We start from the raw sequence: 25,593 nt of genomic DNA on the forward strand, positions 1-25,593 counted from the left end.
CCTACGGCGCCCCTTGCCCAAGGCGCGGCCGTGGGCGCTTGGCGGGCATCGCGCGGCACACCTCTTACGAAGTGCGGACGGATCGCCGCGTCGCCGCCCGGTCCGGGCGCGGCAGTGCGACGCTGCACACCATGAGGGCCGCACCACGACAGCACCCGCGCCTGACCGCCGCTCCGCGGGACGGCGCGGCAGCGCACGCACCGCCCCAGAGCGCACCCGGCCGTGCGGCCCGTCGCGTGTGGCCGCGGACGGGCGTGGCCGCGGCACTGATCGCCGCGCAGGTGAGCGTCCTCGCCGTCGTCTTCCACGCTGCCCCCCAGGGAGTCTTCTGGTGGTATGCCGCCGCCTGGGTGCTGTTCGGCGGCGCGGTGTGGGCGGTGCGTGGCGTGCCGGGCCGCCCGGCCGGGCGGCTGGTGCTGGCGGGCGGGCTGGCGGTGATCGCCACGGGCCTGCTGGGCCCGCCGGCCACCAGCACGGACTCCTTCCGCTATGCCTGGGACGGTCGCGTCCAGTCGGCCGGCCTGTCCCCCTACGACCGCACGCCGGCCGACCCCGCCCTCGCCCACCTCCGCGACCCCTGGCTGTTCCCCGATTGCGCGCAGGGGCGCCTCTACCCGATCGACGGGGCCTGCACGAGGATCAACCGGCCGACCGTGCACACGATCTATCCGCCGCTGGCGGAGGCGTACTTCCTGCTGGTGGACCGCCTGTCGCCGGAGGGCGCCCGGCACAAGCCGCTGCAGGTCTCCGGCGCGTTGCTGGCCGCGGGCACCACCGCCGCCCTGCTGATCATGCTGCGCAGGCGTGACGTCCGGCCGGCCGCGTACTGGGCGTGGTGCCCCGCCGTCCCCATGGAGGCGGTGAACAACGCCCACGTCGACATGCTCGCCGTGGCCGCCGTGGTGCTCGCCTTCGGCGCCGCCCGCGCCGGGCCGCTCGGGCGGGGCGCGCTGCTCGGCGCGGCGGTCGCGGTCAAGCTGGTGCCCGCCGTGGTGATCCCCGGCGCTCTCGCCGGGACGGCGGCAGGCGCCTGGCGCGCCGCACTGCGCACGCTGGTCCCGGCCGTGCTGGTCGTGGTGCTCGCCTACCTGCCGTACGTGCTCGCCTCGCAGGGGTCGGTGTTCGGCTACCTGTCGGGCTACCTGGCCGAGGAGGGCTACGACGAGGCCGGGGCCCGCGACAGGTACGCGCTCCTGCGCTGGGTGCTGCCCGACTCCTGGGCGTTGCCCGCCGCCCTGGCGATCCTCGCCGCCGTCCTGCTCCACGTCCTCAGGCGCGGCGACCCCGATCGCCCGTGGCGCAGCGCGCTCGTGCTGACCGGTACGGCCTTCCTCGTCCTCACCCCAGGCTTCCCCTGGTACGCCCTGCTGATCGTGGCCCTGGTGGCCCTCGACGGCCGCTGGGAGTGGCTCGGCGTGCCCGTGGCGGGCGCGGTCGCGTACCTGACCTCCGCCGGCACCCCGGCCTACGCCGCAGCCGCCGCCCTCGTGGGTGGCGCCTGGGTTGTACGACAACATAGGATGTCATCATGATGACTTCTGCGGATCGTATTGCCTGGGTGCGTCTGTCCTCCGTTTACCTCCCCCTCGACACGCCGGTCAGCGACGCGAAGGTGCTGACCGGCCGGCAGCGGCCGATGACCGAGATCGCGTTCCTGTTCGCCGAGATCGGCACCGAGCAGGGGCACGAGGGCATCGGGTTCGCCTACTCCAAACGCGCCGGCGGCCCCGGCCAGTACGCGCACGCCAAGGAGATCGCGAACAACCTGGTCGGCGAGGACCCCAACGACATCGCCTGGCTGTGGGACAAGCTGTGCTGGACCGGCGCGTCGGTCGGCCGCAGCGGGCTGGCGATCCAGGCCATCGCCGCGCTCGACGTGGCGCTGTGGGACATGAAGGCCAAGCGCGCGAGCCTGCCGCTGGCCAAGCTGCTCGGCGCCCACCGCGACTCCGTACGCTGCTACAACACCTCGGGCGGATTCCTGCACGCGCCGATCGAGCAGGTGCTGGACAACGCCACGGCGGCGCTGGAGCGCGGCATCGGCGGCATCAAGATCAAGGTCGGCCAGCCGGACACCCGGGCGGACCTGTCCAGGCTCAAGGCCGTGCGCGAGCACCTCGGCGAGCAGGTGCCGCTCATGGTGGACGCCAACCAGCAGTGGGACCGGCCGACGGCCGCACGGATGGGCCGGGCGATGGAGGAATACGGCCTGGTCTGGATCGAGGAGCCACTGGACGCCTACGACCACGCGGGACACGCGGCCCTGGCCGCCGCGTTGGACACGCCGATCGCCACCGGCGAGATGCTGACCAGCGTCGGCGAGCACGCGGAGCTGATCAGGGCGCGCGGCGCCGACGTGATCCAGCCGGACGCGCCCCGCATCGGCGGCGTCACCCCGTTCCTGCGGCTGGCGGCGCTGGCCGAGCACGAGCGGCTGCAGCTCGCCCCGCACTTCGCCATGGAGATCCACCTCCACCTGGCCGCCGCCTACGCGCTGGAGCCGTGGGTGGAGCACTTCGAGTGGCTGGAGCCGCTGTTCAACGAGCGGCTGGAGATCCGCGACGGCCGCATGCTGGTGCCGGACCGGCCGGGGATCGGCGTCACGCTGAGCGAGCAGGCGGCCAAGTGGACCGCCGAGCGCTACGAGACGACGTGACCAGCCGCACGCAGCAGCTCGTCGACACCCTGACCGCGCGCATCCAGGAAGGCGTGATCAGGCCCGGCGAGCGGCTGCCGACCGAGAGCGACCTGGTGGAGACGTACGGCGTGAGCAGGACCGTCGTGCGCGAGGCCATCGCGCGGCTGAAGGCGGCCGGGCTCATCGAGACCCAGCACGGGCGGGGCAGCTTCGTGCTGGCCCGGCCCAGCACGACCGGCTTCGACCCGGCGCCCGCCAGCACCCGGCAGGAGGTGCTCGACCTGCTCGACTTCCGCATGGGGGTCGAGGTGGAGGCGGCCGGGCTGGCCGCCGCCCGCCGCACCGAGGCCGGGCTGGCGGGGCTGCGGGAGGCGCTGGAGAGCTTCGAGTCGGCGGCCGGGCACCCGAGCGCGGCGGTCAACGCCGACTACCTGTTCCACCTGCGGATCGCGCTGGTCACCGGCAACCGGTACTTCGCCGATCTGCTCGCCTCGCTCGGCCCGTCGATGATCATCATGCCGCGCGACCGGCTGCGTCCCGACCGGCCGGACTTCGCCAGGATCGTCGCCGAGCACGACCACATCTACGCCGCGATCCGGCGGCAGGACGCCGAGGGCGCCCGCGCCGCCGTCCGCGTGCACCTGTCCAACAGCCGCGCCCGCCTCCTCCAGGACGAGGACCCCCGCGCCTGACGGCCGGCGCCACGCGCCTGCGCAGGCGGTTCTGTGCGGGGTCAGGGGGTGCGGGACGGCTCGAAGTGGGCGCGCAGGCGGGTCCTGGCGGTGTCGGAGGCGCCGAGGTGGTCCAGGCCGAGCAGGGCCGCGCCCATGACGGGCGGCACGTCGGCCACCACCGGCTCGGCCCGCGGCGCACGCACCGCAAGCTCCGTGTCCAGCAGCGACGTCAGCAGCGGGTCCCGGGCGGTCAGCAGGCCACCGCCGAGCACCACCTCCGCCGGCGTCTCCAGCAGCCCGAGCCGGCGCAGGCAGACCTCGGCCATGACCGCCACCTCCTCGGCCTGCCGCGCCACCAGCGACCGGGCCACCGCGTCCCCGGCCGCCGCCATCGCGAACACGCCGGGCGCCAGCTCGTGCAGCCGCGCACCGTCCAGCCGGCCGAAGTGGATCTCCAGCACCAGCTCCTCGACCGTCCGCGTGCCGAAGTGGGAGGTGACCAGCCCGGCCAGGGCGGTCGGCACGCCGCGGCCGTCCTCGGCGCGTACGGCGTGCCACAGTGCCTGCTCGCCGAGGCCGTGGCCGCCGCCCCAGTCCCCGCTGATCGGGCCGAGCGCGGGAAAACGGGCGACCTCGCCGGCGGGGGAGACGCCGACCGCGTTGGTGCCGGCCCCGCACACGACTGCCACCCCCCACGGGGCCGACGCGCCGGCCCGCAGCAGCGCGAAGGTGTCGTTGCGCACCACCACGTCCGCCCCGAACCCCCGGGCCGTGAACTCCCGGGCGAGCGCCTCCTCCTCCACGGGCAGATCCGCCCCGGCCAGGCAGGCCGAGAGGTGGTCGACACCGTCCGCGGACCCCAGCGCGGCGAAAGCCGCCTCGATACCGTCCGCGGGCGGCAGCGCGGCGACCGCCGCCTCGACGACGCCCGCGACCGCCGCGACCGCCGCCTCGACGACCCCCACGGCCGCCGCGGCACCGTCCCGCTGCGGCACGAACGGGCCCGCGCGGCCCGTCCCGAGCACCTCGCCGTCCTCCGACACCAGCGCCACGTCCGTCTTGCTGTTGCCGCCGTCCACGGCCAGAACGAGCCTGGGACGCGCCACTAGTCCACCGTCCAGTGCAGATGCTCCCGGCCCGCCTCGAGCAGCAGGCCGGTCAGCTCCTCGGCGAGCTCGTCCTGCCCGATCAGCGGGTGGGCGAGCAGCGCGTCCCGCACCCGGTCCGCGCCGCCGTGCAGGGCCGCCTCCAGGGCGAGCGTCTCGTACGCGGACACGTTCGCGATCAGCCCGGCGTACAGCGGCTCGACGGGGGCGACCGGCAGCGGCACGGCCCCGCCGGCGCCGACGGCCGCCGGGACCTCGATCACCGCCTCGTCGCCGAGGAACGGCAGCGTGCCCGCGTTGCGCACGTTCACCACCTGCGTGTCGCCCCGATCGCCGAGCAACGACGCGATCAGCGCCACCGCCGCCTCCGAATAGAACGCCCCGCCCCGCTGGGACAGCAGCTCGGGCTTTTCCACCACGGACGGGTCGGCGTAGAGCTCCAGCAGCCGCGCCTCCATCTCCGCCACCTCAGCGGCCCGCGACGGCTTCGAGCGCTGCTCGCGCACCACCGCGTCATGGGCATAGAAATACCGCAGATAGTAGGACGGCACGACGCCGAGCCGCCGCAGCAGGCCCGGCCGCAGGCCGAGGCTCTCGGCGATCTCCTGGCCGTGCTCGGCCAGCAGCTCCGGCAGCACGTCCCGGCCGTCGAGGTAGACGGCCCGCTCCCAGGTCAGGTGGTTGAGCCCGACGTGGCCGAGGGAGACCCGGGCCGGGTCGGCGCCGAGCCAGGCGGCGAAACGCCGCTGGAACCCGATCGCCACGTTGCACAGCCCGATCGCCCGGTGCCCGGCGTCCAGCAGCGCCCGGGTGACGATCCCGACCGGGTTGGTGAAGTCCACGATCCAGGAGTCCGGGGCGTGCTCGCGTACCGTCTCGGCGATGTCCAGCACGACCGGGACCGTGCGCAGCGCCTTGGCCAGGCCGCCCGCGCCCGTCGTTTCCTGCCCCACGCAGCCGCACTGCAACGGCCACGTCTCGTCCCGCTCGCGGGCGGCCTGGCCGCCCACCCGCAGCTGGAACAGCACGACCTGCGCCCCGGCGACGCCCTCGGCGACCGAGGAGGTGGCCAGGACCCGCGCCGGGTGCCCGGCGTGCGCCAGCATCCGCCGCGACACCCCCGCCACCAGGTCCAGCCGCGCCGCGTCAGGGTCTATCAGGGCGATCTCCGCCACCGGCAGCTCCTCGCACAGCCGCGCGAACCCGTCGATCAGCTCCGGCGTGTACGTCGACCCGCCCCCGACCACGGCCAGTTTCAACCCTTCACTCCCGTCAAGGTGACGCCCTCGATGAACACTCTCTGGGCGAGGAAGAACACGATGATCACCGGCGCCGTCACCAGGAGCGTGGCGGCCATGGTGAGATTCCACTGCACGCTGTGGAACGCCTTGAACGTCGCCAGGCCCAGCGACAACGTCAGCTTCTCCTGCTCGACGCCGGCGTACAGCAGCGGCCCGTAGTAGTCGTTCCAGCAGTAGAAGAACTGGAACAGCGCCACCGCCGCGATCGCCGGGCGTGCCATCGGCAGCACCACCTGCAGCAGCGTCCGGATATCCGAGCAGCCGTCCACCTTGGCGGCGTCGGTGTAGTCGCACGGGATCGTCAGGAGGAACTGGCGCAGCAGGAAGATGGAGAACGCATCGCCCAGCAGCAGCGGCAGGATCAGCGGCCACAGGCTGTCGGTCAGTCCCAGCCGCGCCCACACGAGATAGATCGGCACCGCCACGACCTGCGGCGGCAGCATCATCGTGGTGATGACGACGAGGAAGGCCAGCCGCCGCCCCCGGAAGCGGAACCTGGCCAGCGCGTAGGCCACCGGCACCGACGACACCAGGGTGAAGACCGTGCCGAGCGCCGCGTACATCAGCGTGTTGCCCGCCCACCGCAGCAGCAGCGATTTCTCGAACACCACCACGAAGTTGTCCCAGTTCCAGCTCTGCGGCCACAACTGGCTGGTCAGTGCCTGATCGTCGGTCATCAGCGCGGTCAGCCCGATGAACACCACGGGCGCCAGGAACATGAGCGCGAGCGCGATGGCCAGGGCGTGGGTGGCGATCCACATCAGCACGCGCCGCCTGCGCGCCCTGGCCCCGTCGTGCCGTGTGCCCCGGGCGAGCGCCGTCCGCGGCGGCGCGGTGATCGTGACGCTCATGAGACCTCCTCGGCCCGGCGGAACTGCCGCAGCAGGATCAGCGTGAAGATCATGGAGGTGCCGAACAGCAGCAGCGCGAGCACGCACGCGTACCCCATGGTGTAGTCGCGGAAGCCGACGTGGAACAGCCACTGCGGCAGCGTGAGCAGCGACTCGTCCGGGTAGCCGGGGAAGAAGGAGCTGCCGGCCGAGTCGGTCACGCCCGAGGCCACGCGGGAGGCGATCATGGCCTGGGAGAAGTACTGGAGCGCGTAGATGACGTTCGTGACCAGGGTGAACATCAGCACCGGCGCGATCGTCGGCAGGGTCACGCTGCGGAACTGCCGCCAGGGGCCCGCGCCGTCGATGGCGGCGGCCTCGTACAGGTGCTTGGGCACGTCCAGCAGCGCCGCCATGAAGATCACCATGAGCTGGCCGCAGCCCCACAGCGACAGCATCGTCAGGCTGGGCTTGGACCAGGCCGGGTCGCCGAACCAGTCCGGCCCCTCGGCGCCGAACCAGGCGAGCACCACGTTGACCGGGCCGGTGCCCGGGTTCAGCAGGAAGACGAACGTGATCGTGCCCGCCGTCATCGGCACCAGCGACGGCAGGTAGAAGATCGTCCGCAGCAGGCCGACGCCGGCCTTGAGCCTGACCACCAGCTGCGCGAGCGCCAGCGAGAACAGCACGGCCGCCGGGACCATGATGAGCACCAGCCACAGCGTGTTGCGCGCCGAGGTCGCCACCCTGGCGTCCTGCAGCAGGTAACGGTAGTTGTCCAGGCCGATGAACTCGAGGGTGTACATGTCGTAGCGGTGGAAGGAGAAGTACACCGTGGACAGCAGCGGGTAGACGAAGAAGATCGACACGCCGGCGATCCACGGCGACAACCAGAGGAGGGCACGCAGGCCCTCGCCGCGCCGCCATGGGGGCGGCGCGGCGTGGACGACGCTCACATCAGCCTCCGGACAGCTTCAGCTTGTCGTTGATCTGCTTGTCCACGTTCTTCAGCCCGGCGTCCAGGTCCGGCACGGAGCCCTTCTCCCACTTGGCGACGAAGGAACCCAGGACCTCCTGGTTGAAGACGCTGTTCACGCTGGCGGGCAGCGTCGAGGTCTTCGGGTGGGCGAAGATGCCGAGGAACGTCGTGAAATTGGCGTCCTTGGCCAGGTCGGGAGACTCCATCGACGCCTTCGTCGTGGGGACGTTGCGCAGCGCGTTCGACAGCGTCACCAGCGAGCTCGTGTCGGTCGTCAGATACTTGATCAGCTCCCAGGCGTGCTGCGGGTTCTTGGCGCCCTTCGGCACGCCGATGACGGTGCCGGCGGTGAAGCCGCTGCCGTACAGGTCGGGCTTGTCGTCGGCGACCGGCAGGGGAGCGGTGCCGTAGTCCAGGTCCTTGGCGTCATTGGCGAGCATGGCGTTGCGCCACTCGCCGTCGAGGATCATGGCGACCTTGCCCTTGTTGAAGGGGTGCTCGGCGCTCCACTCGTCGCCCAGGCTCTTGCGGAACTTCTCCAGCTTGTCGTAGCCGTACCAGTCGACCAGCTCCTTCTGCCAGGTCAGCAGCTGCTTCCAGGCCGGGTCGGAGCCGATGGCCGAGGTGCCGTCGTCGTTGTACCACCTGGCGCCGACCATGGGACCCATGTGGCTGGGGCTGTTCTCGTAGTACTGGACGCTCGGGATGAAGCCGGCCACCTTGATCTCGCCGCCCGCGTCGCGGACGGTGAGCTTCTTGGTCAGCTCGGTCAGCTCGCTCAGCGTCTTGGGCGGTTCGTTGCCCTTCATCAGGGCCTTGTTGTAATAGAGGCCGTAGGCGTCGGCCAGCAGCGGCAGCGTGCACTGCTTGCCGTCGAAGGCCGTGTAGGAACGTGCCACCGCCGGCAGCACCGTCAGATCGATGCCGTCCTGCCGGATCACCGGGGTGAGGTCTTGGAACGCTCCCGATTTGCACCATTGGGCGACGTTGTCGGTGGTGAACGAGGCCGCGACGTCGGGCGCCTTGCCGCCGCGGATGGCCTGGGTGATCTGGTCGTCCTGCACGCCCTTGGTGGCCTTGACGGTGATCTGCGGGAACTTCTTGTTGAACCCGGAGATGGCGTCCTCGAACGCCTTGACCTCGGCGTCGGTGGAGAAGCCGTGCCACAGTTCGATCGTGGCGGCGGGAAGGGCCTGGGAAGCGGATCCTGAGGGTTTGGGCTGGGCGCCGAGCGAGGGCCCGGCCTCCTTGCCGGCGGTGCAGGCGGTCAGCGCGAGGGCCGCGGCGACCGCGAGGGGGACGAAGCGCACGGGGGGTGCCTCCTGCCAGAGTTCATGAGGGAACGGTGGAGCTGAAGACCTCCTCGCGCACGGTGTCGAGGGCCAGGTCGAGGGCGCCGGCCAGGACCGGGTTGCCTTCGACGCTCGACAGCCGCACGCGGGGGCGGGGGATGGTGAGCGCGTGCAGCTCGTGCTCGACGAGCTCGCGCAGGGTCTCGCCGCCGGACAGCACCACGCCGCCGGTCAGCACGATCAGGCCGGGATCGACGACGGAGGTGATGGCGGCCAGGCCCACGGCCAGGCGGGCGGCGATGTCACGCAGCCCGGCCCTGGCGTCGTCGGCCTTCTGCCCGGTGCCTTCGGCCGCCTGTACGGCGTTCGCGACCGCCTGGCGGAAGTCGGCGCCGCGCACGCCGTACGAGCGCAGCAGTTTCAGCACGGCCGGGCCGCCGGTCAGCGCCTGGTAGCCGTGATCGCCGAGGCGGCCGGCCTCGCGGGCCGTCGGCGCGCCCGGGGTCGGCATGTAGCCCACCTCGCCCGCGCCGCCGCTCGCGCCCCGGTGCATGCGCCCGCCCATGACGATGGCCGAGCCGATGCCCGAGTCCGCCCACAGCAGCACCAAATCCCGGCTGTCCTGGGCGGCGCCGTGCGCCTGCTCGGCGAGCGCGACGAGGTTGACGTTGTTCTCGACGTCCACCGGCACGCCGAGCCCGGCGCTGAGCGTGGGCACCAGGTCGGGGATCTGCCAGCCGGGCACGTCCTTGGTGGCGGCGTACCCGAGCCTGCCGGTGGTCGGGTCGATCGCGGCCTGCACGCCGATGACGACCCGGCGTAGCTTGTCCGGCGGGTTCGCGCCGAGAATCGCCGTGTTGAGCCGGCCGACCAGCTCGCCGTGGGGGCGGCGCGGCGTGGGCAGGGTGTGCTCGCCCACGATCGCGCCGGTGATGTCGGCCACCTTGACCTCGATACGGTCGGGGGTGACGTCGAGCGCGCCCACGTAGGCGGCCGCCGGGTTGATCCGGTAGACCTCCGCGGTACGGCCTGGCAGGCCTTCTCTGATGCCGTCCAGCACCACCAGCCCCGCCTCCTGCAGCCGGGCGAGAAGCTGGGATGCCGTGGGCTTGGACAGCCCGGTGAGCGCGCCGATCTCGGGGCGGGTCAGCGGGCCGCGTTCGAGGAGTGCCTGCAAGGCCGCGCGATCGTTGATGGCGCGTAGCAGACTGGGTGTCCCCGGCACGGGACCGCTCACGATGACTCCTTCGCTCGAAGTTAGGAAACTTTCCTAACTTGAGAGGAACGTAAGGCGGAGCCGCCGGAATGGTCAAGAGCCGAAACGAAGACGTAACCGAACGCCTGGGAAGGAAAGAAAAGAGGGCAGAGTACCTCGACAGGCATGCTAATGTCGTCGTTTGTCGTAACAACAAGCAGAATGGCCCGGAGTGTCCCATTAACCACATTAATGGTCAGGCGGCAACTCGTCAAACGGAGCTCGCCAGAGAGCAGGCGTACGTCACCCGCCTCTACGATCGGCTCGACACGCTGCGCGAGCGTACCCAGCACCAGCTGAAGGAGGTGCTGGCCTCGGGCGCCGTCGGCACGATGCAGAACCGGTCGGAGCGTGACACGTTCGCCGACATGTACGCCTCCCGGCTCGCGCGCCTCTGGGCGGTCGAGCGCGGCCTGGTTTTCGGACGGCTGGATCACGTCGAGGAGGGCCGGCTCTACATCGGCAAGCTCGGCATGACCGACGACGATCAGCGGCGGCTGCTCATCGACTGGCGGGCTCCGGTGGCGCAGCCGTTCTACCGCGCCACCCCGGCCGCCCCGATGGGCGTGACCAGGCGCCGCCACCTGCAGACCAAGGGCCGCACGGTCGTCGTCGTCGACGACGACCTGCTCGATCTCGACTCGCTCAGCGACGCCGACCGCGCCACGCTCAACGGCGAGGCCGCGCTGCTGGCCGCCCTCGACGAGCGGCGCACCGGCCGCATGCGCGACATCGTCGCCACCATCCAGGCCGAGCAGGACCGCGTCATCCGCAGTGACCTGAACGGCGTGCTGGTCGTGCAGGGCGGCCCGGGCACCGGCAAAACCGTCGTGGCGCTGCACCGTGCCGCCTATCTGCTCTACACCCACAGGGAACGCCTGGAGCGCCGCGGCGTGCTCATCATCGGCCCGAACCTCACGTTCCTGCGCTACATCGAGCAGGTCCTGCCCTCGCTCGGCGAGACCGACGTGCTGCTGTCCACGGTCGGTGAGCTGTATCCGGGGGTGACCGCCACCGCCAGGGAGCGCCCCGAGGTGGCCGCGCTCAAAGGCGACCTGCGCATGGCCGAGGTCATCGCCAAGGCCGTGCGCGAGCGCCAGAAGGTGCCGCGCAAGCCCATCGAGCTGCCCATCGGGCGCATCACGCTCACCATCGACGCTTCCATGCTGGAAGCGGCCAGGAACAAGGCCGCCCGGTCGCGCCGGCCGCACAACCAGGCGCGCACGGTGTTCGTCAGGTCGCTGCTCAACGCGCTGGCCAGGCAGCAGGCCCGCAAGATCGGCAAGGGGCTCATCGACGATGAGGAGCTGGCCGACCTGCGCGAGGAGCTGCGGACCGAGCCGGTGGTCAAGTCGGCGCTCAACCGGCTGTGGCCGTATCTGACGCCGCAGCGGCTGCTGCTCGGCCTGTACGGCTCCCCGGAGCGGCTGGGCTACGCGGCCTCTCACCTAACGCCTGAGGAACGCGCGCTGCTGCGCCGCGACGGAGGGGACTGGACCGAGTCCGACGTCCCGTTGCTGGACGAGGCCGCCGAGTTGCTCGGCGAGATCGACGAGCAGGTGCTGCGCGCCACCGCGTTGCAGGCGGAGGAGGAACTGGCCGCGGCCCGGCAGGCCGAGGAGCACCAGCGCGAGGCCGAGCTCGCCTACGCCCGCGAGGTCCTGGAGCTGACGGGCCTGTCCGACGTCATGGAGGCCGAGCGGCTGGCCGAACGCCAGCGCGGCGAGGGCCCCTACCTCACCACCGCCGAACGCGCCGCCGCCGACCGCACGTGGGCCTACGGGCACGTGATCGTGGACGAGGCGCAGGAGTTGTCGCCGATGGCCTGGCGGGCGGTCATGCGCCGCTGCCCGACGCGGTCGATGACGATCGTCGGCGACATCGCCCAGACCGGCTCGGCCGCCGGGGCGCGGTCGTGGTCGTCGGTCCTGGATCCGTACGTGGCCGGGCGCTGGCGTCAGGAGCGGCTCACCGTCAACTACCGCACGCCGGTCGAGCTGATGGCCGTGGCCGCCCGCGTCCTGGCCACCGTCGACCCCGCTCTCCAGGCGCCCACGTCGGTGCGTGAGCTGGGCGTCGAGCCCTGGTCGGCGCCGCTGTCGGCGCTGCCCGAGCTGGCCAAGGACGAGGTCGGCGAGGGCGGTAAGGTCGCCGTGGTGGTGCCGGACGCGCTGCTCGCGTCGCTGGGCTCGGAGGTCGCGGCGAGCGTCGCGGGAGCCGTGGTGGTCACGCCCGGGGCCGGGCGGGCCAGGGGAGCGGAAGCGCTTGACGCGCCGGTGGCCGTCATGGGGGTGGCCGACGCCAAGGGGCTGGAGTTCGACTCGGTGATCGTGGCCGAGCCTGACCTCATCGCCGCCCAGTCGCCACGTGGGCCCAGCGACCTGTATGTTGCTCTCACCCGGGCCACGCAGCGGCTCGGCGTCGTTCACGAGCGGCCGCTTTCCCCGGCGCTGCAGGGCTTGCCGAGCCGCTCGCCGGCACCGGCAAGTGGGCTTTGATCTGCATTGCGGCGGCAGGTCATACATGTCCCACCTGCGGAAACTTGATGTTTCTGCTGATCGGGACACGGTTGACATCTGAGGTGGAGTCGGTAGTTTGCTGCGCAGTCCAGCACGGGACTTGGCCGGTTGGCCGTCTCTGACATCGCCGGATCCTGCGTCCGTGACGGAGCGTGGCTTCGTCCACACAGCCAGGTGCAGGGCCGTCGGTCCGTCGAGTCGGGGCACCCCAACCGGGCGGGGGGTTGGACCCGGGACGGGTCCGGGAGCCCAGTAGACAACGGAATTCCGAGCTCGCCGCCGACGAGACGGGTCCGGTCCGAAGGGTTTCCGGGCCCTCTTCCCGCTCTCGTGCGCAGGATCGTCAGTGCGCCGGGTGATCCCGTGGGTCGCGGGATCACCCTGCCGCGACGTCGATTCATCGATCTTTCTTGTGCCCGCGCTGGCTCGAGCGCGGCCGTGGGGCGGTAGCGTTTTCGCAAGCAGGCGTTCGACGGTGGCGAGGAGATCCCGGAGTGGTTCAGGACAGAGCGAGCCTACCGCCCGAAACCGGGCACGGCTCATCTCCTACTGCCGGGGCCGAACCGCGCTCGCCTGACGCGCCGGACGCGGCGTCCGGCCGGCCCGTCAGGGACACCGCTCCCGCCACGTCCTCCGGTACGTCCACCCTTGACGGGATCAGCCCTCCCGAGGCGGGCCGCGAGCGCGATCGCACGCAGGTGGACGGGCAGACGGTCGGCTCGGAGCGCGTGAATGCGTCCGTGGCCGCCCCGGCCCGTGAGGTGTCGGCAGGCGGCAGGGCGACCAGCGACCCCGGCCTCTCGACGGCCGATGCGCCGCAGAAGGCGACGGGAGTCGCAGACGAGGCCCGGGACACGCTGCTCGGCGCGGATGACGTGGCCCCTGCGGCAGGACAGGATGCGGTGGGGCAGGACGCGGCCCATCAGGATGCGGCGGGGCAGGACGCAACGGAGCTGGACACGGCGCGGCAGGACACGGCGCGGCTGGATGCGACGGGGCAGGACACGGCCCGGGCGGACGTGACGCGGCAGGACGTGACGGGGCAGGATGCGGCGTCCGGGACACCGGCCGGCGGGGGAGCGGCGCCGCCTACGGCGGCGGCCGCGCCGGGGCGGGCCGGGCGGGAGACGCGGAAAGTGCTCGCCGCCCGTGTCGTGGCCGCCGTGGCCGGCGGGATCACGCTGTTCGCCGCCTTCCCGCCGCTCGGCTGGTGGTGGTGCGCCCCTCTCGGCATCGCCCTGATCGCCGGCTCGCTGTACGGCGCCCGTCCCCGGCGGGCCGCCTGGCTGGGTTACCTGAGCGCGGCGGTGTTCCTGTTCCCCGCCCTCGCCTGGGTGCGCACCATCGGCGACGACGTCTGGCTCATGCTGGTCGGCACCGAGAGCCTGTTCTACGCCGCCATGGCCGCCTTGGCCGCGCTGGTGTTCAGGCTGCCGGGGTGGCCGGTGTGGTTCGGCGGGCTGTGGGTGGCCATGGAGTGGGCCCGCGGCCTGGTGCCCATCGGCGGCTTCCCCTGGGCGCGGGTGGCCTTCAGCCAGGGTGAGTCGTTGTTCACCCCCTACGCCGCGTTCGGCGGCGCGCCGCTGGTGTCGTTCGCCGCCACCCTGAGCGGTGCCCTGCTGGCCCACGCCGTCCTGGTACGGAGCCGGGTGTGGCGCAGGGCCGTCCCAGTGGGGCTGGCGCTGGCCGTGCCCGTGCTCGCCCTGGCGATCCCGCGGCCCGGCGACGAGGGCCGCAGCATCAACGTCGGCGTCGTGCAGGGCAACGTCCCGGGCCGCGGCATGTACGCCCTCGGCGACGAGCCCGCCGTTGTCCTGAAAAATCATGCCAACGAGACGAAACGCCTTGCCGAGGCCGTCCGGGCCGGCAAACTCCCCAAGCCCGACATCGTCATCCTGCCGGAAAACTCCACCGACATCGACCCCTACCAGGACGAGGTCGCCCGCCAGATCATTCATGACTCGGTACGCGACGTCGGGGTGCCGACGCTCGTCGGCGCCGTCGTCGCGATCGGCGAGGAGCACCGTGCCACCCGCAGCCTGGTGTGGGACCCGGTGACCGGGGCGGGCGCCTACTACGACAAGCAGAACCTGGTGCCGTTCGGCGAATACACGCCGTTCAAGGACATCGTGCTGGCGCTGTGGGAGCGGGCCGGCCTGGTCGGCCGGCAGTCGGTCCCCGGCGACAAACCGGGCGATCTAAAGATGGGTCCGGTCACGGTCGGCGCGGTCAACTGCTACGAGGTGGCCTACGACGACACCGTACGCCGCACCGTGCGCGCCGGCGGCACTCCGCTCGTGGTGCAGACCAACAACGCCAGCTACGCCCTGTCCAATCTGCCGCCGCAGCAGCTGGCGATGTCCCAGCTGCGTGCCGTCGAGCACAACAGGGCCGTGGTGACCGCCGCCACGACCGGAATCTCCGCTTTCGTCACGCCTGACGGTAAGGTCGCATGGCAGACCCGCGAGCTGGTCGCGGACATGAACGTGGTCAAGGTGCCCGTACGCACCCAGGAGACGCTCGCCACCAAGGTGGGAGCACTTCCTGAGTGGGCACTGATGGTGATGGGAGCGGCGGCCGCCGCGGTCGCCGCGTGGCGCACCAGGCGGCGAGGCGACCAGGTGAGGAACGACTGACAATGGAGACTCTCGGCCGGGTGCTGGTCGTCGTACCGACCTACAACGAGCGCGACAACCTGCCCATGATCGTCGGGCGGGTGCGCGCGGCCGTGCCGGAGGCGCACGTGCTCGTGGCCGACGACAACAGCCCCGACGGCACCGGCGAGGTGGCCGACGAGCTCGCCGCCGCCGACGACCAGGTGCACGTCCTGCACCGGCCGGGCAAGCAGGGTCTCGGCGCGGCCTACATCGCCGGCTTCCGCTGGGGGCTGAGCGAGGGCTACGACGTGCTGGTGGAGATGGACGCCGACGGCTCGCACCAGCCGGAGGAGCTGCCGAAGCTGCTGGAGGCGCTGGTGGACGGCGCCGACCTGGCGATAGGGTCCCGCTACGTGCCCGGCGGCAAGGTGGTCAACTGGCCGCACCGGCGTGAGCTGCTGTCCAAGGGCGCCAACGTCTACACCCGCGTCATGCTGGGCCTGCCGGTACGCGACGCGACCGCCGGGTTCCGCGCCTACCGCGCCGCGACCCTGGAGAAGGTGGGCCTGTCGGGCGTGGAGTCGCAGGGCTACTGCTTCCAGGTCGACCTGACGCTGCGCACCTCCAGGCACGGGCTGCGGGTGGTGGAGGTGCCCATCACGTTCGTGGAGCGTACGGTGGGCAAGAGCAAGATGAGCGGCAAGGTCATGTCCGAGGCGCTGTGGCGGATCGGCATGTGGGGCGTCACCGGCCTGCCGAGGCGGCTGCGCCGCAAAGGCGAGTCAGGATAGGAACGCTTGCGGGCCGCCGGGCGTTGTTCCTGGCGTACGCGTGTGTGCGGAATCGAGGAAATGATGCGGCTCCTGCTCTTCCTGGCCTTCCTGGTCGTCCCCATTCTGGAGATCTGGCTGCTGATCCAGGTCGGCTCCGTGATCGGCGGCCCCGCGACCGTGGCCCTGCTGATCGCCGACAGCCTCCTCGGCGCGTGGATCGTGCGCCGTGAGGGACGCCGGGCCTGGCGGGCGCTGCAGGAGGCGCTGCAGTCCGGCCGGATGCCCAACCGCGAGCTGGCCGACGGCGGCCTCGTGCTGGTGGGCGGCGCGCTGCTGCTGACGCCGGGGTTCTTCACCGACGTGTTCGGGTTCTTGTGCGTGCTGCCGTTCACCCGTCCGATGATGCGCCGCCTGGGGGCGTGGTTCTTCGAGCGCCGGGTCAAGAAGATGGCGGCCGCGTCGCCGTACGCGAACCTCTTCCCGCCGTCTCCCGGCGCCGCCGCTCCGCAGGGCGAGGCTCCGCATGGCGGCCGGGTGGTGCACGGCGAGGTCATCCGGGAGGAGCGCGACTGACGGGCCTTGGCCGGCTCACGCGAGCCGGCGGGCGCGCATGAAGAACCCCCGGGCCGCCGGCCCGGGGGTTTCACCGTGAGAAGAGGTCAGGCGCTCTTACGACGCTGGGCCCGCAGAACGGCGAGCCGCTCGTTGAGCACCTCCTCAAGGTCTTCGATGGAGCGCCGCTCCAGGAGCATGTCCCAGTGCGTCCGCGGGGGCTTCGTCTTCTTGGACTCCGGCTGCTCGCCGTCCACGCGTACCGCGGTCACGCCGCACATGCGGCACTCCCAGGTCGCGGGGATCTCGGCCTCTGCGGCAAGCGGAACCTCGAATCGATGGCCCTTCGGACAGGTGTAGGACACCTCCTGGCGCGGAGCCAGATCCGTGTTACGGTCGTTCTCGTAGCTGGTTGCCCCGAGCCGGGTGCCACGAAGCGCGCGCTCGCCCATGTCTCAATGCCTCCTACAGGGCCCCCTTGAAGTGGGGGGTCTGTCTCCCACGGTGTCTAACGCTTGATACCGTGATGGGATTCCCACCTGCGGGGTGATCCAATCGCGGTTGGGGCCTCGGTTATTCAGGCGGGTGCCGATTCCGCTCGGGTCCGGGCCGTCGCCAGGGCCCCGGCCAGCCAAAGTCCGCCGATCATGATGAGCGCGCCGTGCGCGATCCGCAGCGGATACGGGCCGAAGAACTGCGGGATGAAGAGCGCGAACCCGAGTGCCAGCGCCGTCCCGCTCCACCGGGGCAGCGTGCGCGAGCGCCACACCGAGACCGCCGCCATGACCGTGCCGGCGCCGAGCAGCAGCAGCCCGGCGGCGAACATCGTGACCGCGAGCGGCCCGTACCTGAACTCCTGCGCCAGCTCCATGAGTGCGGGCGCCTGGTCGCGTAGCGAGCGCTTGGCGATCACGTTCAGCCCGAAGTCCTCGGCGCCGTAGTACGGCAGCGTCAGGCCCGCGCCGATCCACGTCACCACCGCCGCCCGCAGCGACAGCCGGTCGCCGAGCACCTGGTGCAGGCCGAGCACCGCCAACCCGAGCAGGATGAAACCGACCATCGCGGCGGCGTGCCCCATGACCCATTCCGTGGAGGCCATCGCTGTGGCGTCGTCGCCGGAGGGGCGGATCGCCGGATAGACGAGGAACAGGATGCCGCCGGTCGCGAAGGCGGCGGCGGTGAGCCGGGTGGACATGGGTACTCCTGAAGAGGGCGTCGCTCTGTTGTGAGAGCAATGCTCTCGGCATGACGCGCTGATGTCAAGAGCAGTGCTCTCGTTCCGGAGCGACGGTCGTGCGCGGCCCCGGTGCGGCGCAGGGGCCGGGCACGATGCTGCTCGCCGCGCCGGCTTAGATCTTCTCGGGCACCTGGTTGCCCGCGGCGCGGATGGCCTTGGGCAGGTTCACCGCTGCCAGGATGGCGCCGCCGAGGACAAAGAAGGCGATCAGCGAGATGATCGCCAGCCGGTAGCTGCCCGACATCTGGAAGGCCATGCCGAGCGTGAACGAGCCGAGGAACGTCGAGCCCTTGTCGCTGATCTCGTAGAGGCTGTAGTACTCGGCCTCCTTGCCCTTCGGGATGACATGCGAGAACAGCGAGCGCGACAGCGCCTGCGTGCCGCCCATGACGATGGCGATGGCGAAGCCGAGGGCGTAGAAGGCCAGAGCCGAACCCGCGGGCAGGAAGTAAGCGATCGTGACGACGATCGTCCAGGCCACCAGCGCGCCGAGCACCACCCGCTTGGCGCCCATGCGCGAGGCCAGCCAGCTGAGCAGCAGCGCGCCGAAGAAGGCGACGAACTGCACCATGAGGATGGCGCCGATCTGCACGGTCTTGCCGAGTTGCAGCTCTTTCTCGGCGAAGGTCGCGGAGAACGAGATGACCGTCTGCACGCCGTCGTTGTACAGCAGGTAGCCCACCAGGAACGCCAGCGTGAGCGGATAGGCGCGCAACCCCGCGGCGGTACGGCCGAGCTGACGGAACGTGCCGCCGATCGCCTGCCCCGCGGACTCGGAGCGCGGCGCGAGGGCGTGCCGGTTGCGCAGCCGCAGCAGCGGAATGATCGTGAATCCGCCCCACCACAGCCCGGCTGAGCTCAGCGCGATGCGCACCGCCGTCCCGGAGTCCAGACCGAACGACTCGGCCTGGAGGAACAGCACCAGATGGACCGCGAGCAGCAGCCCGCCGCCGAGGTAGCCGAACCCCCACCCCATCCCGGAGACCTTGTCGCGCTCGTCGGGCGTGGCGATCTCGGGCAGGAAGGAGTTGTAGATGACGAAGGCGCACGCGAAGCCCACGTTGGCCACGAGGAACAGCGCGCCGCCCAGGATGTAGCGGCCGTCGCTGACGAACCAGAAGCAGACCGTGGCCAGCGCGCCGAGCAGGGCGAAGAAGCCCATCAGCTGTTTCTTGCGCCCGGTGTGGTCGGCCAGCGCCCCGGCCACCGGCATGAACACGATCTGCAGGATCGCGGCGACCCCGACGACGAAGGAGAAGTATGCGCCCGGCCGGACGTCGAAGCCGATCACGTCCACGTACTGTCCGCCGCGGGCGGCGTTCTCCGCGATCGTGATGAGATACGGGCCGAGGAAGACGGTCAGCACCGTGGTGGGGAAGGCGGAGTTGGCCCAGTCGTAGAAGTACCAGCCCCACTGCTCGCGTTTGCGCGCGGCGGGCGAGTCGTCGAAGAGCGCGGGGGGTGAGGGGAGGGTCATGCTGCTCCTCTTATGCGGCCAGGTTGCCGGGGTGCCACCGGCCGCGGCGTTCGAGCACGTCGCGCAGGCCGGTGACGTTGTCGGTCATGCTTGACGCACGGCCTATTTTCGCAGGTCGTCGTTGAAATCCGCGTGTCGCGCCCATGACCATACAATGATCACCTTTCCGGCGAAAGGGCTCAAACCCATGACTCAGCGAGGCCGTGGAACCATCAAGAAGGTACAGGGCAACGGCAAGCCGTGTCCCCACGCCGCCAAGGCATGCTGATGTAGGTAGCGGCTCCAGTGCCAGGACGAGAACGGTCGGTGACGAAGGCGCCGGTTCGGCACGCGATTCCAACCGAGAGTGATGTCCGCGCTCAACCGTGACCGCCGCCCAGCGGATCGTGGCCCGCCCACAAGGGTTACGAAGCGATGCGGCCATGGCCCGCTCTGGGATCTGGCCGAGGACAGCGACTGGTGCGGGGCAAGCATATTCCAAGGCTGGCGACGGATGGCCTGTCAGGCCGCCATTCCGTGGGGATGCCACTGGCCGCGGCGTTCGAGCACCTCGCGCAGGCCGGTGACGTTGTCGGTCATGATGCCGTCCACGCCCAGGTCGAGCAGGCGCTCCATGCGGGCGGGGTCGTTGATGGTCCATACGTGCACCTGCATGCCGATGGCGTGCGCGGTGCGGACCAGGCGGCGGGTGGTGACGCGCAGGCCGCGGAAGCCCACCGGCACCTGGGCGCAGGGGATGCCGACGCGCGACAGGCGGGCCAGCAGCCGGCCGTAGCCGGAGGTGGTGGCGGCGGCGCGCAGCGCGGCCACGCCGCGCGGCCCGAGCGCCGAGCACACCTCCCTGCCGATCGCCGCCCTGGCCAGCATCAGGCGCTCATCGGAGAAGGAGGTCAGGCAGATGCGATCGTAGGCGTTGGTGCGCCTGACCGCCTCGGCCAGCGGGGCGATGGCCGCCGCCTCCTTGACGTCGATGTTGAAGCGGATCTCCGGCCAGGTGCCCAGGAGGTCCTCCATGAGCGGGATCTCGTGGACGCCGCCGATGCGGGCCTGCCTGACCGCCCGGTAGGGCAGCTCGGAAATGCGGCCGCGCTGGTCGGTCACGCGGTCGAGCCTGTGGTCGTGGAAGGCGACCAGCACGCCGTCGGAGGTGGCGTGCGCGTCGGTCTCCAGGTAGGTGTAGCCGAGCCCGACCGCCCGCTCGAAGGCGGCGACGGAGTTTTCCGCGCCCTCCGCGGCGCCTCCGCGGTGGGCGAAGGCGAGCGGGCCCGGATGGTCGAGAAAGGCGAAGTGGCGGCTGAGCACGTCCAGAAGTATGCCCTTCCGGGATGAAGGCTGCAGTTACGAATCAGCAAGATTCTCCCACTCCTGGCGGCGGGCCTCCGCCAGGGCGATGGCGGCGGCCACCGCGACGTTGAAGGAGCCGACCCGGCCGACCTGCGGGATGTAGCAGACGCCGTCGACGGCGTCGAGCAGGGCGGGGGAGCAGCCGTGGTCCTCGCTGCCGACCACCAGGCACACGTCGCGGTCGAGGCCGGCCTTGTGCAGCGGCACGGCCTCGGCGGTCAGCTCGACGGCCAGCACCGTGTAGCCGCCCGCCTTGGCGGCCTTGACCGCCTCGGTGGCCGGGACCGGCTCGTGCCAGGTGACCAGCCGGTCGGTGCCGAGCGCGGTCTTGCCCGCCTTGGGGTTGGTGGGCGGGGTGGCGTTGCCGGCCAGCCAGATCTCGTCCACCCCGAACGCGGCGGCGCTGCGGAAGATCGAGCCGATGTTGAACGGGCCGGTGACCGACTCGATGATCAGGCCGAGCCGGTTTTCCGTCTGCCTGCGCCAGGTGCGGTTGAGCCGTTTGACGTCGGTGGGGCGCAGCTGCCTTCTCATCGGGTCACCTTCAGTATGCGATAGGCGGCCCGGCTGGCCTCGCGGGAGGCCTGCCAGCCCTGCTCGCCGAGCCAGCGTTGCAGGGAGTCCGAGCCGAGGTGTTTCTGGACGACCAGGTAGGCCACGCCGTCGGGCGTCAGCCGGGTCAGCCACCTGGTGAGCATGTCGTGCAGGGCCTGCTTCCCAATACGGATCGCAGGATTGGACCAGATAGCCCGAAATTTCACGTCATCTGGCATTTCATCAGCATGGACTGACCTTACTTTGTAAAGGGCAGCGGCTTGCGCGTTCCGCTCGGTCAGCTCCACGCTGCGCCGGTTCACATCGACGGCCCACACCGTGGCCTCGGGTGCCCGGGAGGCCATGGTCAGCGCGATCGGCCCGTAGCCGCACCCCAGGTCGAGCAGGTCGCCCTCCTGCGGCGGCGGCGGGACGGTCTCCAGCAGCACGCGGGTGCCGATGTCGACCCGCTCCGGCGAGAAGACGCCGCTGTCGGTCTCCAGCCGCAGGTGCAGGTCGGGCAGGACCAGGTCGACCGAGCCCGGCCGGCTCGCGCTTTCCGGCCGCTCGGAGAAGTAGTGGGCCCCGTTACCTTTGCTCACGTGGCAAAACGTTACGGGATGCGCGAGCCGAACATGACCGCCGCACCGGCCACCAGCAGCCCGGCCAGGATCGCGGCCACGATGAACCACTGGGTGATCTCCTGGTTGACCAGCTTGTAGCCGAGCGAGGTGCCGATCTGCTCATAGACCTCGCGCAGCTCGCTGCCGGACTCGGCGGCGTAGGCGCGGCCGCTGGTGCCGTCGGACAGCGACTGCAGGGTCTGCTTGTTGACCGGCACGTTCACCGGGCGCCCGTCGATGTTGACGGTGCCCTCCTGGGTGCCGTACGCGATCGTGGAGACCGGGACGCGGGCCTGCTGGGCCGCTTCGATGGCCTCGTTGACGGACCTGCCGGAGGTGTTGTCGCCGTCGGACAGCAGCACGATGGCGGCGGGCGGCGGGTCGGTGGCGGCCTGCTGGTCGAACGAGCGCAGTGAGTCGAGCGAGTTGAAGACGGCCTCGCCGATCGCGGTGCCCGGGCGGGTGGTGAGGTTCCCGATCGCGGCGACCACGGCCTGGTGGTCGGTGGTGGGGGAGATGACGACGTTGGCCGAGCGGGCGAAGGACACCAGGCCGACGTTGAAGCGGTCGGGCAACTCGCGCGCGAAGGCCTGGGCGGCGGCCTTGGCGGCGGCGATCCTGTTGGGCTGGACGTCGTCGGCGTCCATGGACAGCGACACGTCCAGGGCGATCATGATGGTGGCGCGGTCGCGGGGGACGCGTACCTGGTCGGCGGGCTTGGCGGCGCCGATGACCAGGAACGACATCATGACGAGGAACAACGCGGGGGCGACGTGGCGGCGCCAGCCGGGTCCCGCGGGGGCGACGAGGTTGAGCAGGGCCAGGTTGGTGAAGCGCACGGTGTAGCGGCGGCGGGCGAACATCGCCGCGACGTATCCGGCCACGAGGAGCGCGACCAGGAGGAACAGCCACAGCCACGAGGGGGCGAGGAACGTCATGTCACCTTCCTGTGGGCATGGGCGAGGTGAGCCGTGCGGCGCTGGCGCAGCACGAACTGCGCGACGTCGAACACCCAGTCCCGGTCGGTACGCAGCACCAGGTGGGCGATTCCGGCGCGGCGCAGCGCCAGGCGGGTGCCCTCGCGCTGCAGGGTGGCCGCTTCGGCGTACGCCTGCCGGACTTTGGGCGAAAGGTGCACTTCGCGTACCTTCCCGGTCTCGGGGTCGGTGAACGCGACCCGCCCCACATCGGGCAGTTCGAGCTCGCGCGGGTCGATCACCTCGACCGCCAGGACCTGGTGTCGGGCGGCGAGGCGGCGGATGGGGCGTTCCCAGGGGCGTTCGGCGTCGGGGTCGAGGTCGGGGTGGGCGTCGAGGAAGTCGGAGACGACCAGGCGCATGCCGCGGCGCCGGCGGCTGGCCGACAGCACCTCGATGCCCTCGGCCAGGTCGGGCGCGTCCTGGACGACGCGGCCGCGGGGGGCGTCCATGAGGGAGTGCAGCAGCCCGTACAGGGCGGGGCGGCCGGTGCGGGCGGGCATGCGGTGGATGTACTCGTCGTGCAGGACCAGCGCGCCGAACCGGTCGCCGAGGCGGCTGGACAGGAACCCGATGGCGCCGACGGCGGCGATCACCAGGTCGCGCTTGTCGGTGTCGGCGGTGCCGAAGTCCATGCTGGGCGACAGGTCGGCCAGGGCCCAGGTCTCCAGCTCGCGGTCGGCGATGAGGTCGCGGACGTGGGGGACGGTCGTGCGGGCGGTGACGTTCCAGTCCATGCGGCGCACGTCGTCCTCGCCGGGCACGTAGACGCGGCTGTCGCCGGCCTCGCTGCCGGTGCCGGGCAGCAGTCCCTGGTGCGCGCCGTGCAGCAACCCGTCCAGCCGCCGGGTGACGGTCAGCTCCAGCCGCCGCAGCGCTTGCTCAGCTGTGCTCATTGGTCGCTCACCCTCCTCATTCGCTCCGCGGAGTCCCTCCTCCGTCGGGCCTCCACTCCGCTCACTGCGTCGGGTTCGCTCCGCGCCCGTGCTCAACGGTTCTGGTTCCAGACCACGAGAGGCGGGGGCACGGCGTGCAGGATCTGCTTGACGACCTGCTCCGGGTCGACGCCGTCGGCCAGGGCGTCGAAGGTGAGCATGAGCCGGTGGCCCATGACGTCCACGGCCACGTCGCGCACGTCGTCGGGCAGCAGGTAGTCGCGGCCGCGCAGCAGCGCCAGGGCCCGCCCGGCGGCGACCAGGCCCAGCGTGGCGCGCGGGCTGACCCCGATCTCGATGGTCTCCGCCAGGTCGGCCAGGCCGTACTCGGCGGGGGCGCGGGTGGACATGACCAGCCGGACGACGTAGTCGGCGACGAGCTGGTGGACCGAGACCTGCTCGGCCGCCTCCTGCAGGGCCAGCAGCTTGTCGGGGTCCAGGACGCGTTCGGGCACGGGCGGGGTGACGCTCATGCGGTGCAGGATCTCCAGCTCCTCGTGGGCGCTGGGGTGCGGGACGCGGACCCGGAACAGGAACCGGTCGCGCTGCACCTCCGGCAGCGGATAGACGCCCTCGGACTCGATGGGGTTCTGGGTGGCCAGCACGATGAACGGCTTGGGCAGCGGGTGGGTGACGCCCGCCAGGGTGACCTGGCGCTCGGCCATGACCTCCAGCAGCGCGGACTGGACCTTGGCGGGGGCGCGGTTGATCTCGTCGGCGAGCAGGAAGTTGACGAACACGGGGCCGAGCTCGACGTCGAACTTCTCGTTGGAGGGGTGGTAGACGCGGGTGCCGACGATGTCGCTCGGCACGAGGTCGGGGGTGAACTGAATCCGGGCGAACGTGCCGCCCACGACGGTGGCCAGGGTGGAGGCGGCGAGGGTCTTGGCGACGCCTGGGACGCCTTCGAGCAGGCAGTGCCCGCGCGCCAGCAGGGCCACGATGAGCCTTTCGACCATGTGGTCCTGGCCGACGATGACTCGCCGGACCTCGTCGAGACTTTGACGCAGCAGTGCCGCGTCTCCTCCGCCTGGCAGCTCTTCGGCGACGCTCATGACCTCATTCCACCAAACACGCCGCAAACGTGCACGACGCCACGTCTGTGCTTTCATGGCAAACGTGGCAAGTCCGCTGCAGTACGGCGATCCGCCCCGGCTGGGGCGGTACGTGGTCCAGGCGCGCCTGCATCAGGCGCCCGCCGGTTTCGTGTACCTGGGCCAGGGGCCCGACGGCCGCGCGGTGTCGCTGGCCGTGCTGACCCGGGGGGCCGCGTTCGACGCCGCGGCGCGCGAACGGTTCGTGACCGGGATCAGGGAGGCGGCCGGCGGGCGATCCGGGGTGCGCAACTGGCTGGCCCGCGGCTCCCGGCAGCGGGGCGCGGTGCTGGACGGCATGCCCGCGGTGCTGGACAGCGATCAGGGGCGCGCGCCGTGGGTGGCGGTGCCGTACACGCCCGGCCAGCCCGGGGCCGAGCGGTTCCTGGAGCCGGTCATGGTGGGCGGGACGCTGATCGGGCAGGCGCACGGCCCGGACTTCGTCCCGTACTGGCTGACCGACCGCGCGCCGGCGTTGCCGGGGCCGACCAGGCAGCGCCGGCCGCTGACCGAGACGCGCCGGCGGGTGCTGATGGCCGCGCTGGCGCTGGCGCTGCTGTTGCTGCTGGTCACGGCCATCTTGCTGCTGCTGCTGTTCGGCAGGCGCGACAGCGAGCCGCAGCCCAGGCAGCTGCCGCCGACGGTGTTCGTGCCGACGCCGCCGCCGACCCCGGAGACGCCGGAGCCGCGGCCCTCGCCGTCTCCGTCGCCCTCGCCGACCGAGAGCGGGCAGGCCACGCCCGGCCGCACGCCCGGGGACGATCCCGGCGAGGAGTCACCGCTGTAGTCATGTATGGCGCCATTGGGTAACATTATTGTTACTTAAGGTGATGGGCGGCGTTGAAGGCGTCGGGCG

Annotated in this window: 23 protein-coding genes; 8 read left to right on the top strand and 15 right to left on the bottom strand. The window is 71.4% G+C overall.

The genetic code is table 11. The features are described from left to right. The first annotated feature begins 131 nt into the window (after nucleotides 1-131). The 3 genes from ACTWQA_RS41265 to ACTWQA_RS41275 are packed head-to-tail and all read left to right on the top strand — an operon-like array spanning nucleotide 132 to nucleotide 3,330. Nucleotides 132-1,532 carry a glycosyltransferase 87 family protein gene (locus ACTWQA_RS41265; RefSeq protein ID WP_443164332.1) on the top strand — a complete coding sequence of 467 codons (1,401 nt, stop codon included), beginning with the start codon at nucleotides 132-134 and terminating at the stop codon, nucleotides 1,530-1,532. After that, entirely contained in the window at nucleotides 1,529-2,656 is a 1,128-nt protein-coding gene (locus tag ACTWQA_RS41270; protein WP_443164333.1) for an L-talarate/galactarate dehydratase, read from the top strand. The genes ACTWQA_RS41265 and ACTWQA_RS41270 overlap by 4 nt, the downstream gene beginning before the upstream one ends. Beyond that, nucleotides 2,653-3,330, top strand: coding sequence for a FadR/GntR family transcriptional regulator (locus ACTWQA_RS41275; protein WP_443164334.1), 678 nt, complete (start codon nucleotides 2,653-2,655; stop codon nucleotides 3,328-3,330). The genes ACTWQA_RS41270 and ACTWQA_RS41275 overlap by 4 nt, the downstream gene beginning before the upstream one ends. A 41-nt stretch (nucleotides 3,331-3,371) precedes the next feature. Here ACTWQA_RS41275 and ACTWQA_RS41280 read toward each other — a convergent pair whose 3' ends face one another. The 6 genes from ACTWQA_RS41280 to ACTWQA_RS41305 are packed head-to-tail and all read right to left on the bottom strand — an operon-like array spanning nucleotide 3,372 to nucleotide 10,057. Further along, a complete protein-coding gene (locus ACTWQA_RS41280) occupies nucleotides 3,372-4,418 on the bottom strand; it encodes an N-acetylglucosamine kinase (protein WP_443164335.1) in 1,047 nt (348 codons plus the stop codon). Next, the gene (locus ACTWQA_RS41285) at nucleotides 4,418-5,677 is read right to left on the bottom strand and encodes a 6-phospho-beta-glucosidase (protein ID WP_443164336.1); all 1,260 of its coding nucleotides are present in this window, start codon (nucleotides 5,675-5,677) and stop codon (nucleotides 4,418-4,420) included. Before ACTWQA_RS41285 ends, ACTWQA_RS41280 begins: the two co-directional genes overlap by 1 nt. After that, on the bottom strand, nucleotides 5,674-6,570 hold the full coding sequence (locus ACTWQA_RS41290; protein ID WP_443164337.1) for a carbohydrate ABC transporter permease: 897 nt from the start codon (nucleotides 6,568-6,570) through the stop codon (nucleotides 5,674-5,676). The genes ACTWQA_RS41285 and ACTWQA_RS41290 overlap by 4 nt, the downstream gene beginning before the upstream one ends. Next, a complete protein-coding gene (locus ACTWQA_RS41295; protein ID WP_443164338.1) occupies nucleotides 6,567-7,505 on the bottom strand; it encodes a carbohydrate ABC transporter permease in 939 nt (312 codons plus the stop codon). Before ACTWQA_RS41295 ends, ACTWQA_RS41290 begins: the two co-directional genes overlap by 4 nt. 1 nt (nucleotide 7,506) lies before the next feature. Further along, the gene (locus ACTWQA_RS41300; RefSeq protein ID WP_443164339.1) at nucleotides 7,507-8,838 is read right to left on the bottom strand and encodes an ABC transporter substrate-binding protein; all 1,332 of its coding nucleotides are present in this window, start codon (nucleotides 8,836-8,838) and stop codon (nucleotides 7,507-7,509) included. A 22-nt stretch (nucleotides 8,839-8,860) separates the two neighbouring features. Beyond that, nucleotides 8,861-10,057 carry an ROK family transcriptional regulator gene (locus ACTWQA_RS41305; protein WP_443164340.1) on the bottom strand — a complete coding sequence of 399 codons (1,197 nt, stop codon included), beginning with the start codon at nucleotides 10,055-10,057 and terminating at the stop codon, nucleotides 8,861-8,863. Nucleotides 10,058-10,380: 323 nt separating this feature from the next. Between ACTWQA_RS41305 and ACTWQA_RS41310 the strand changes: the two genes are divergently transcribed. The 4 genes from ACTWQA_RS41310 (at nucleotide 10,381) to ACTWQA_RS41325 (ending at nucleotide 16,537) form a co-directional block, all read left to right on the top strand. Further along, a complete protein-coding gene (locus ACTWQA_RS41310) occupies nucleotides 10,381-12,573 on the top strand; it encodes a HelD family protein (RefSeq protein ID WP_443164341.1) in 2,193 nt (730 codons plus the stop codon). 515 nt (nucleotides 12,574-13,088) lie between these two features. Continuing rightward, nucleotides 13,089-15,230, top strand: coding sequence for an apolipoprotein N-acyltransferase (gene lnt, locus ACTWQA_RS41315; protein ID WP_443164342.1), 2,142 nt, complete (start codon nucleotides 13,089-13,091; stop codon nucleotides 15,228-15,230). A gap of 2 nt (nucleotides 15,231-15,232) precedes the next feature. After that, the gene (locus tag ACTWQA_RS41320; protein WP_443164343.1) at nucleotides 15,233-15,982 is read left to right on the top strand and encodes a polyprenol monophosphomannose synthase; all 750 of its coding nucleotides are present in this window, start codon (nucleotides 15,233-15,235) and stop codon (nucleotides 15,980-15,982) included. A gap of 60 nt (nucleotides 15,983-16,042) precedes the next feature. Beyond that, a complete protein-coding gene (locus ACTWQA_RS41325; protein ID WP_443164344.1) occupies nucleotides 16,043-16,537 on the top strand; it encodes an FxsA family protein in 495 nt (164 codons plus the stop codon). Nucleotides 16,538-16,623: 86 nt separating this feature from the next. On the opposite strand, the gene ACTWQA_RS41330 is transcribed toward ACTWQA_RS41325, so the two are convergent. From ACTWQA_RS41330 to ACTWQA_RS41370, 9 genes are all read right to left on the bottom strand, one after another. Then, nucleotides 16,624-16,968 carry an RNA polymerase-binding protein RbpA gene (locus tag ACTWQA_RS41330; protein ID WP_125637410.1) on the bottom strand — a complete coding sequence of 115 codons (345 nt, stop codon included), beginning with the start codon at nucleotides 16,966-16,968 and terminating at the stop codon, nucleotides 16,624-16,626. A 125-nt stretch (nucleotides 16,969-17,093) separates the two neighbouring features. Next, nucleotides 17,094-17,711, bottom strand: coding sequence for a hypothetical protein (locus tag ACTWQA_RS41335; protein ID WP_443164345.1), 618 nt, complete (start codon nucleotides 17,709-17,711; stop codon nucleotides 17,094-17,096). Between the two features lie 154 nt (nucleotides 17,712-17,865). After that, the gene (locus ACTWQA_RS41340) at nucleotides 17,866-19,230 is read right to left on the bottom strand and encodes an MFS transporter (protein ID WP_443164346.1); all 1,365 of its coding nucleotides are present in this window, start codon (nucleotides 19,228-19,230) and stop codon (nucleotides 17,866-17,868) included. Between the two features lie 501 nt (nucleotides 19,231-19,731). Continuing rightward, nucleotides 19,732-20,532: a glycerophosphodiester phosphodiesterase family protein gene (locus ACTWQA_RS41345; protein WP_443164347.1), complete on the bottom strand. Its 801-nt coding sequence runs from the start codon at nucleotides 20,530-20,532 to the stop codon at nucleotides 19,732-19,734. Nucleotides 20,533-20,568: 36 nt separating this feature from the next. Then, nucleotides 20,569-21,108, bottom strand: coding sequence for a TrmH family RNA methyltransferase (locus ACTWQA_RS41350; RefSeq protein WP_443164348.1), 540 nt, complete (start codon nucleotides 21,106-21,108; stop codon nucleotides 20,569-20,571). Then, a complete protein-coding gene (locus ACTWQA_RS41355) occupies nucleotides 21,105-21,710 on the bottom strand; it encodes a class I SAM-dependent methyltransferase (protein ID WP_443164349.1) in 606 nt (201 codons plus the stop codon). Before ACTWQA_RS41355 ends, ACTWQA_RS41350 begins: the two co-directional genes overlap by 4 nt. Before the next feature lie 11 nt (nucleotides 21,711-21,721). Further along, on the bottom strand, nucleotides 21,722-22,669 hold the full coding sequence (locus tag ACTWQA_RS41360; RefSeq protein WP_327581992.1) for a VWA domain-containing protein: 948 nt from the start codon (nucleotides 22,667-22,669) through the stop codon (nucleotides 21,722-21,724). After that, the gene (locus tag ACTWQA_RS41365) at nucleotides 22,666-23,604 is read right to left on the bottom strand and encodes a DUF58 domain-containing protein (protein ID WP_443164350.1); all 939 of its coding nucleotides are present in this window, start codon (nucleotides 23,602-23,604) and stop codon (nucleotides 22,666-22,668) included. The genes ACTWQA_RS41360 and ACTWQA_RS41365 overlap by 4 nt, the downstream gene beginning before the upstream one ends. A 92-nt stretch (nucleotides 23,605-23,696) precedes the next feature. Beyond that, on the bottom strand, nucleotides 23,697-24,698 hold the full coding sequence (locus tag ACTWQA_RS41370; RefSeq protein ID WP_327581990.1) for an AAA family ATPase: 1,002 nt from the start codon (nucleotides 24,696-24,698) through the stop codon (nucleotides 23,697-23,699). A 55-nt stretch (nucleotides 24,699-24,753) separates the two neighbouring features. Between ACTWQA_RS41370 and ACTWQA_RS41375 the strand changes: the two genes are divergently transcribed. Further along, entirely contained in the window at nucleotides 24,754-25,524 is a 771-nt protein-coding gene (locus ACTWQA_RS41375) for a hypothetical protein (protein ID WP_443164351.1), read from the top strand. The last annotated feature ends 69 nt before the right edge of the window (nucleotides 25,525-25,593 follow it).

This window comes from Nonomuraea sp. 10N515B, assembly GCF_052245915.1.
Classification (GTDB): Bacteria; Actinomycetota; Actinomycetes; order Streptosporangiales; family Streptosporangiaceae; genus Nonomuraea.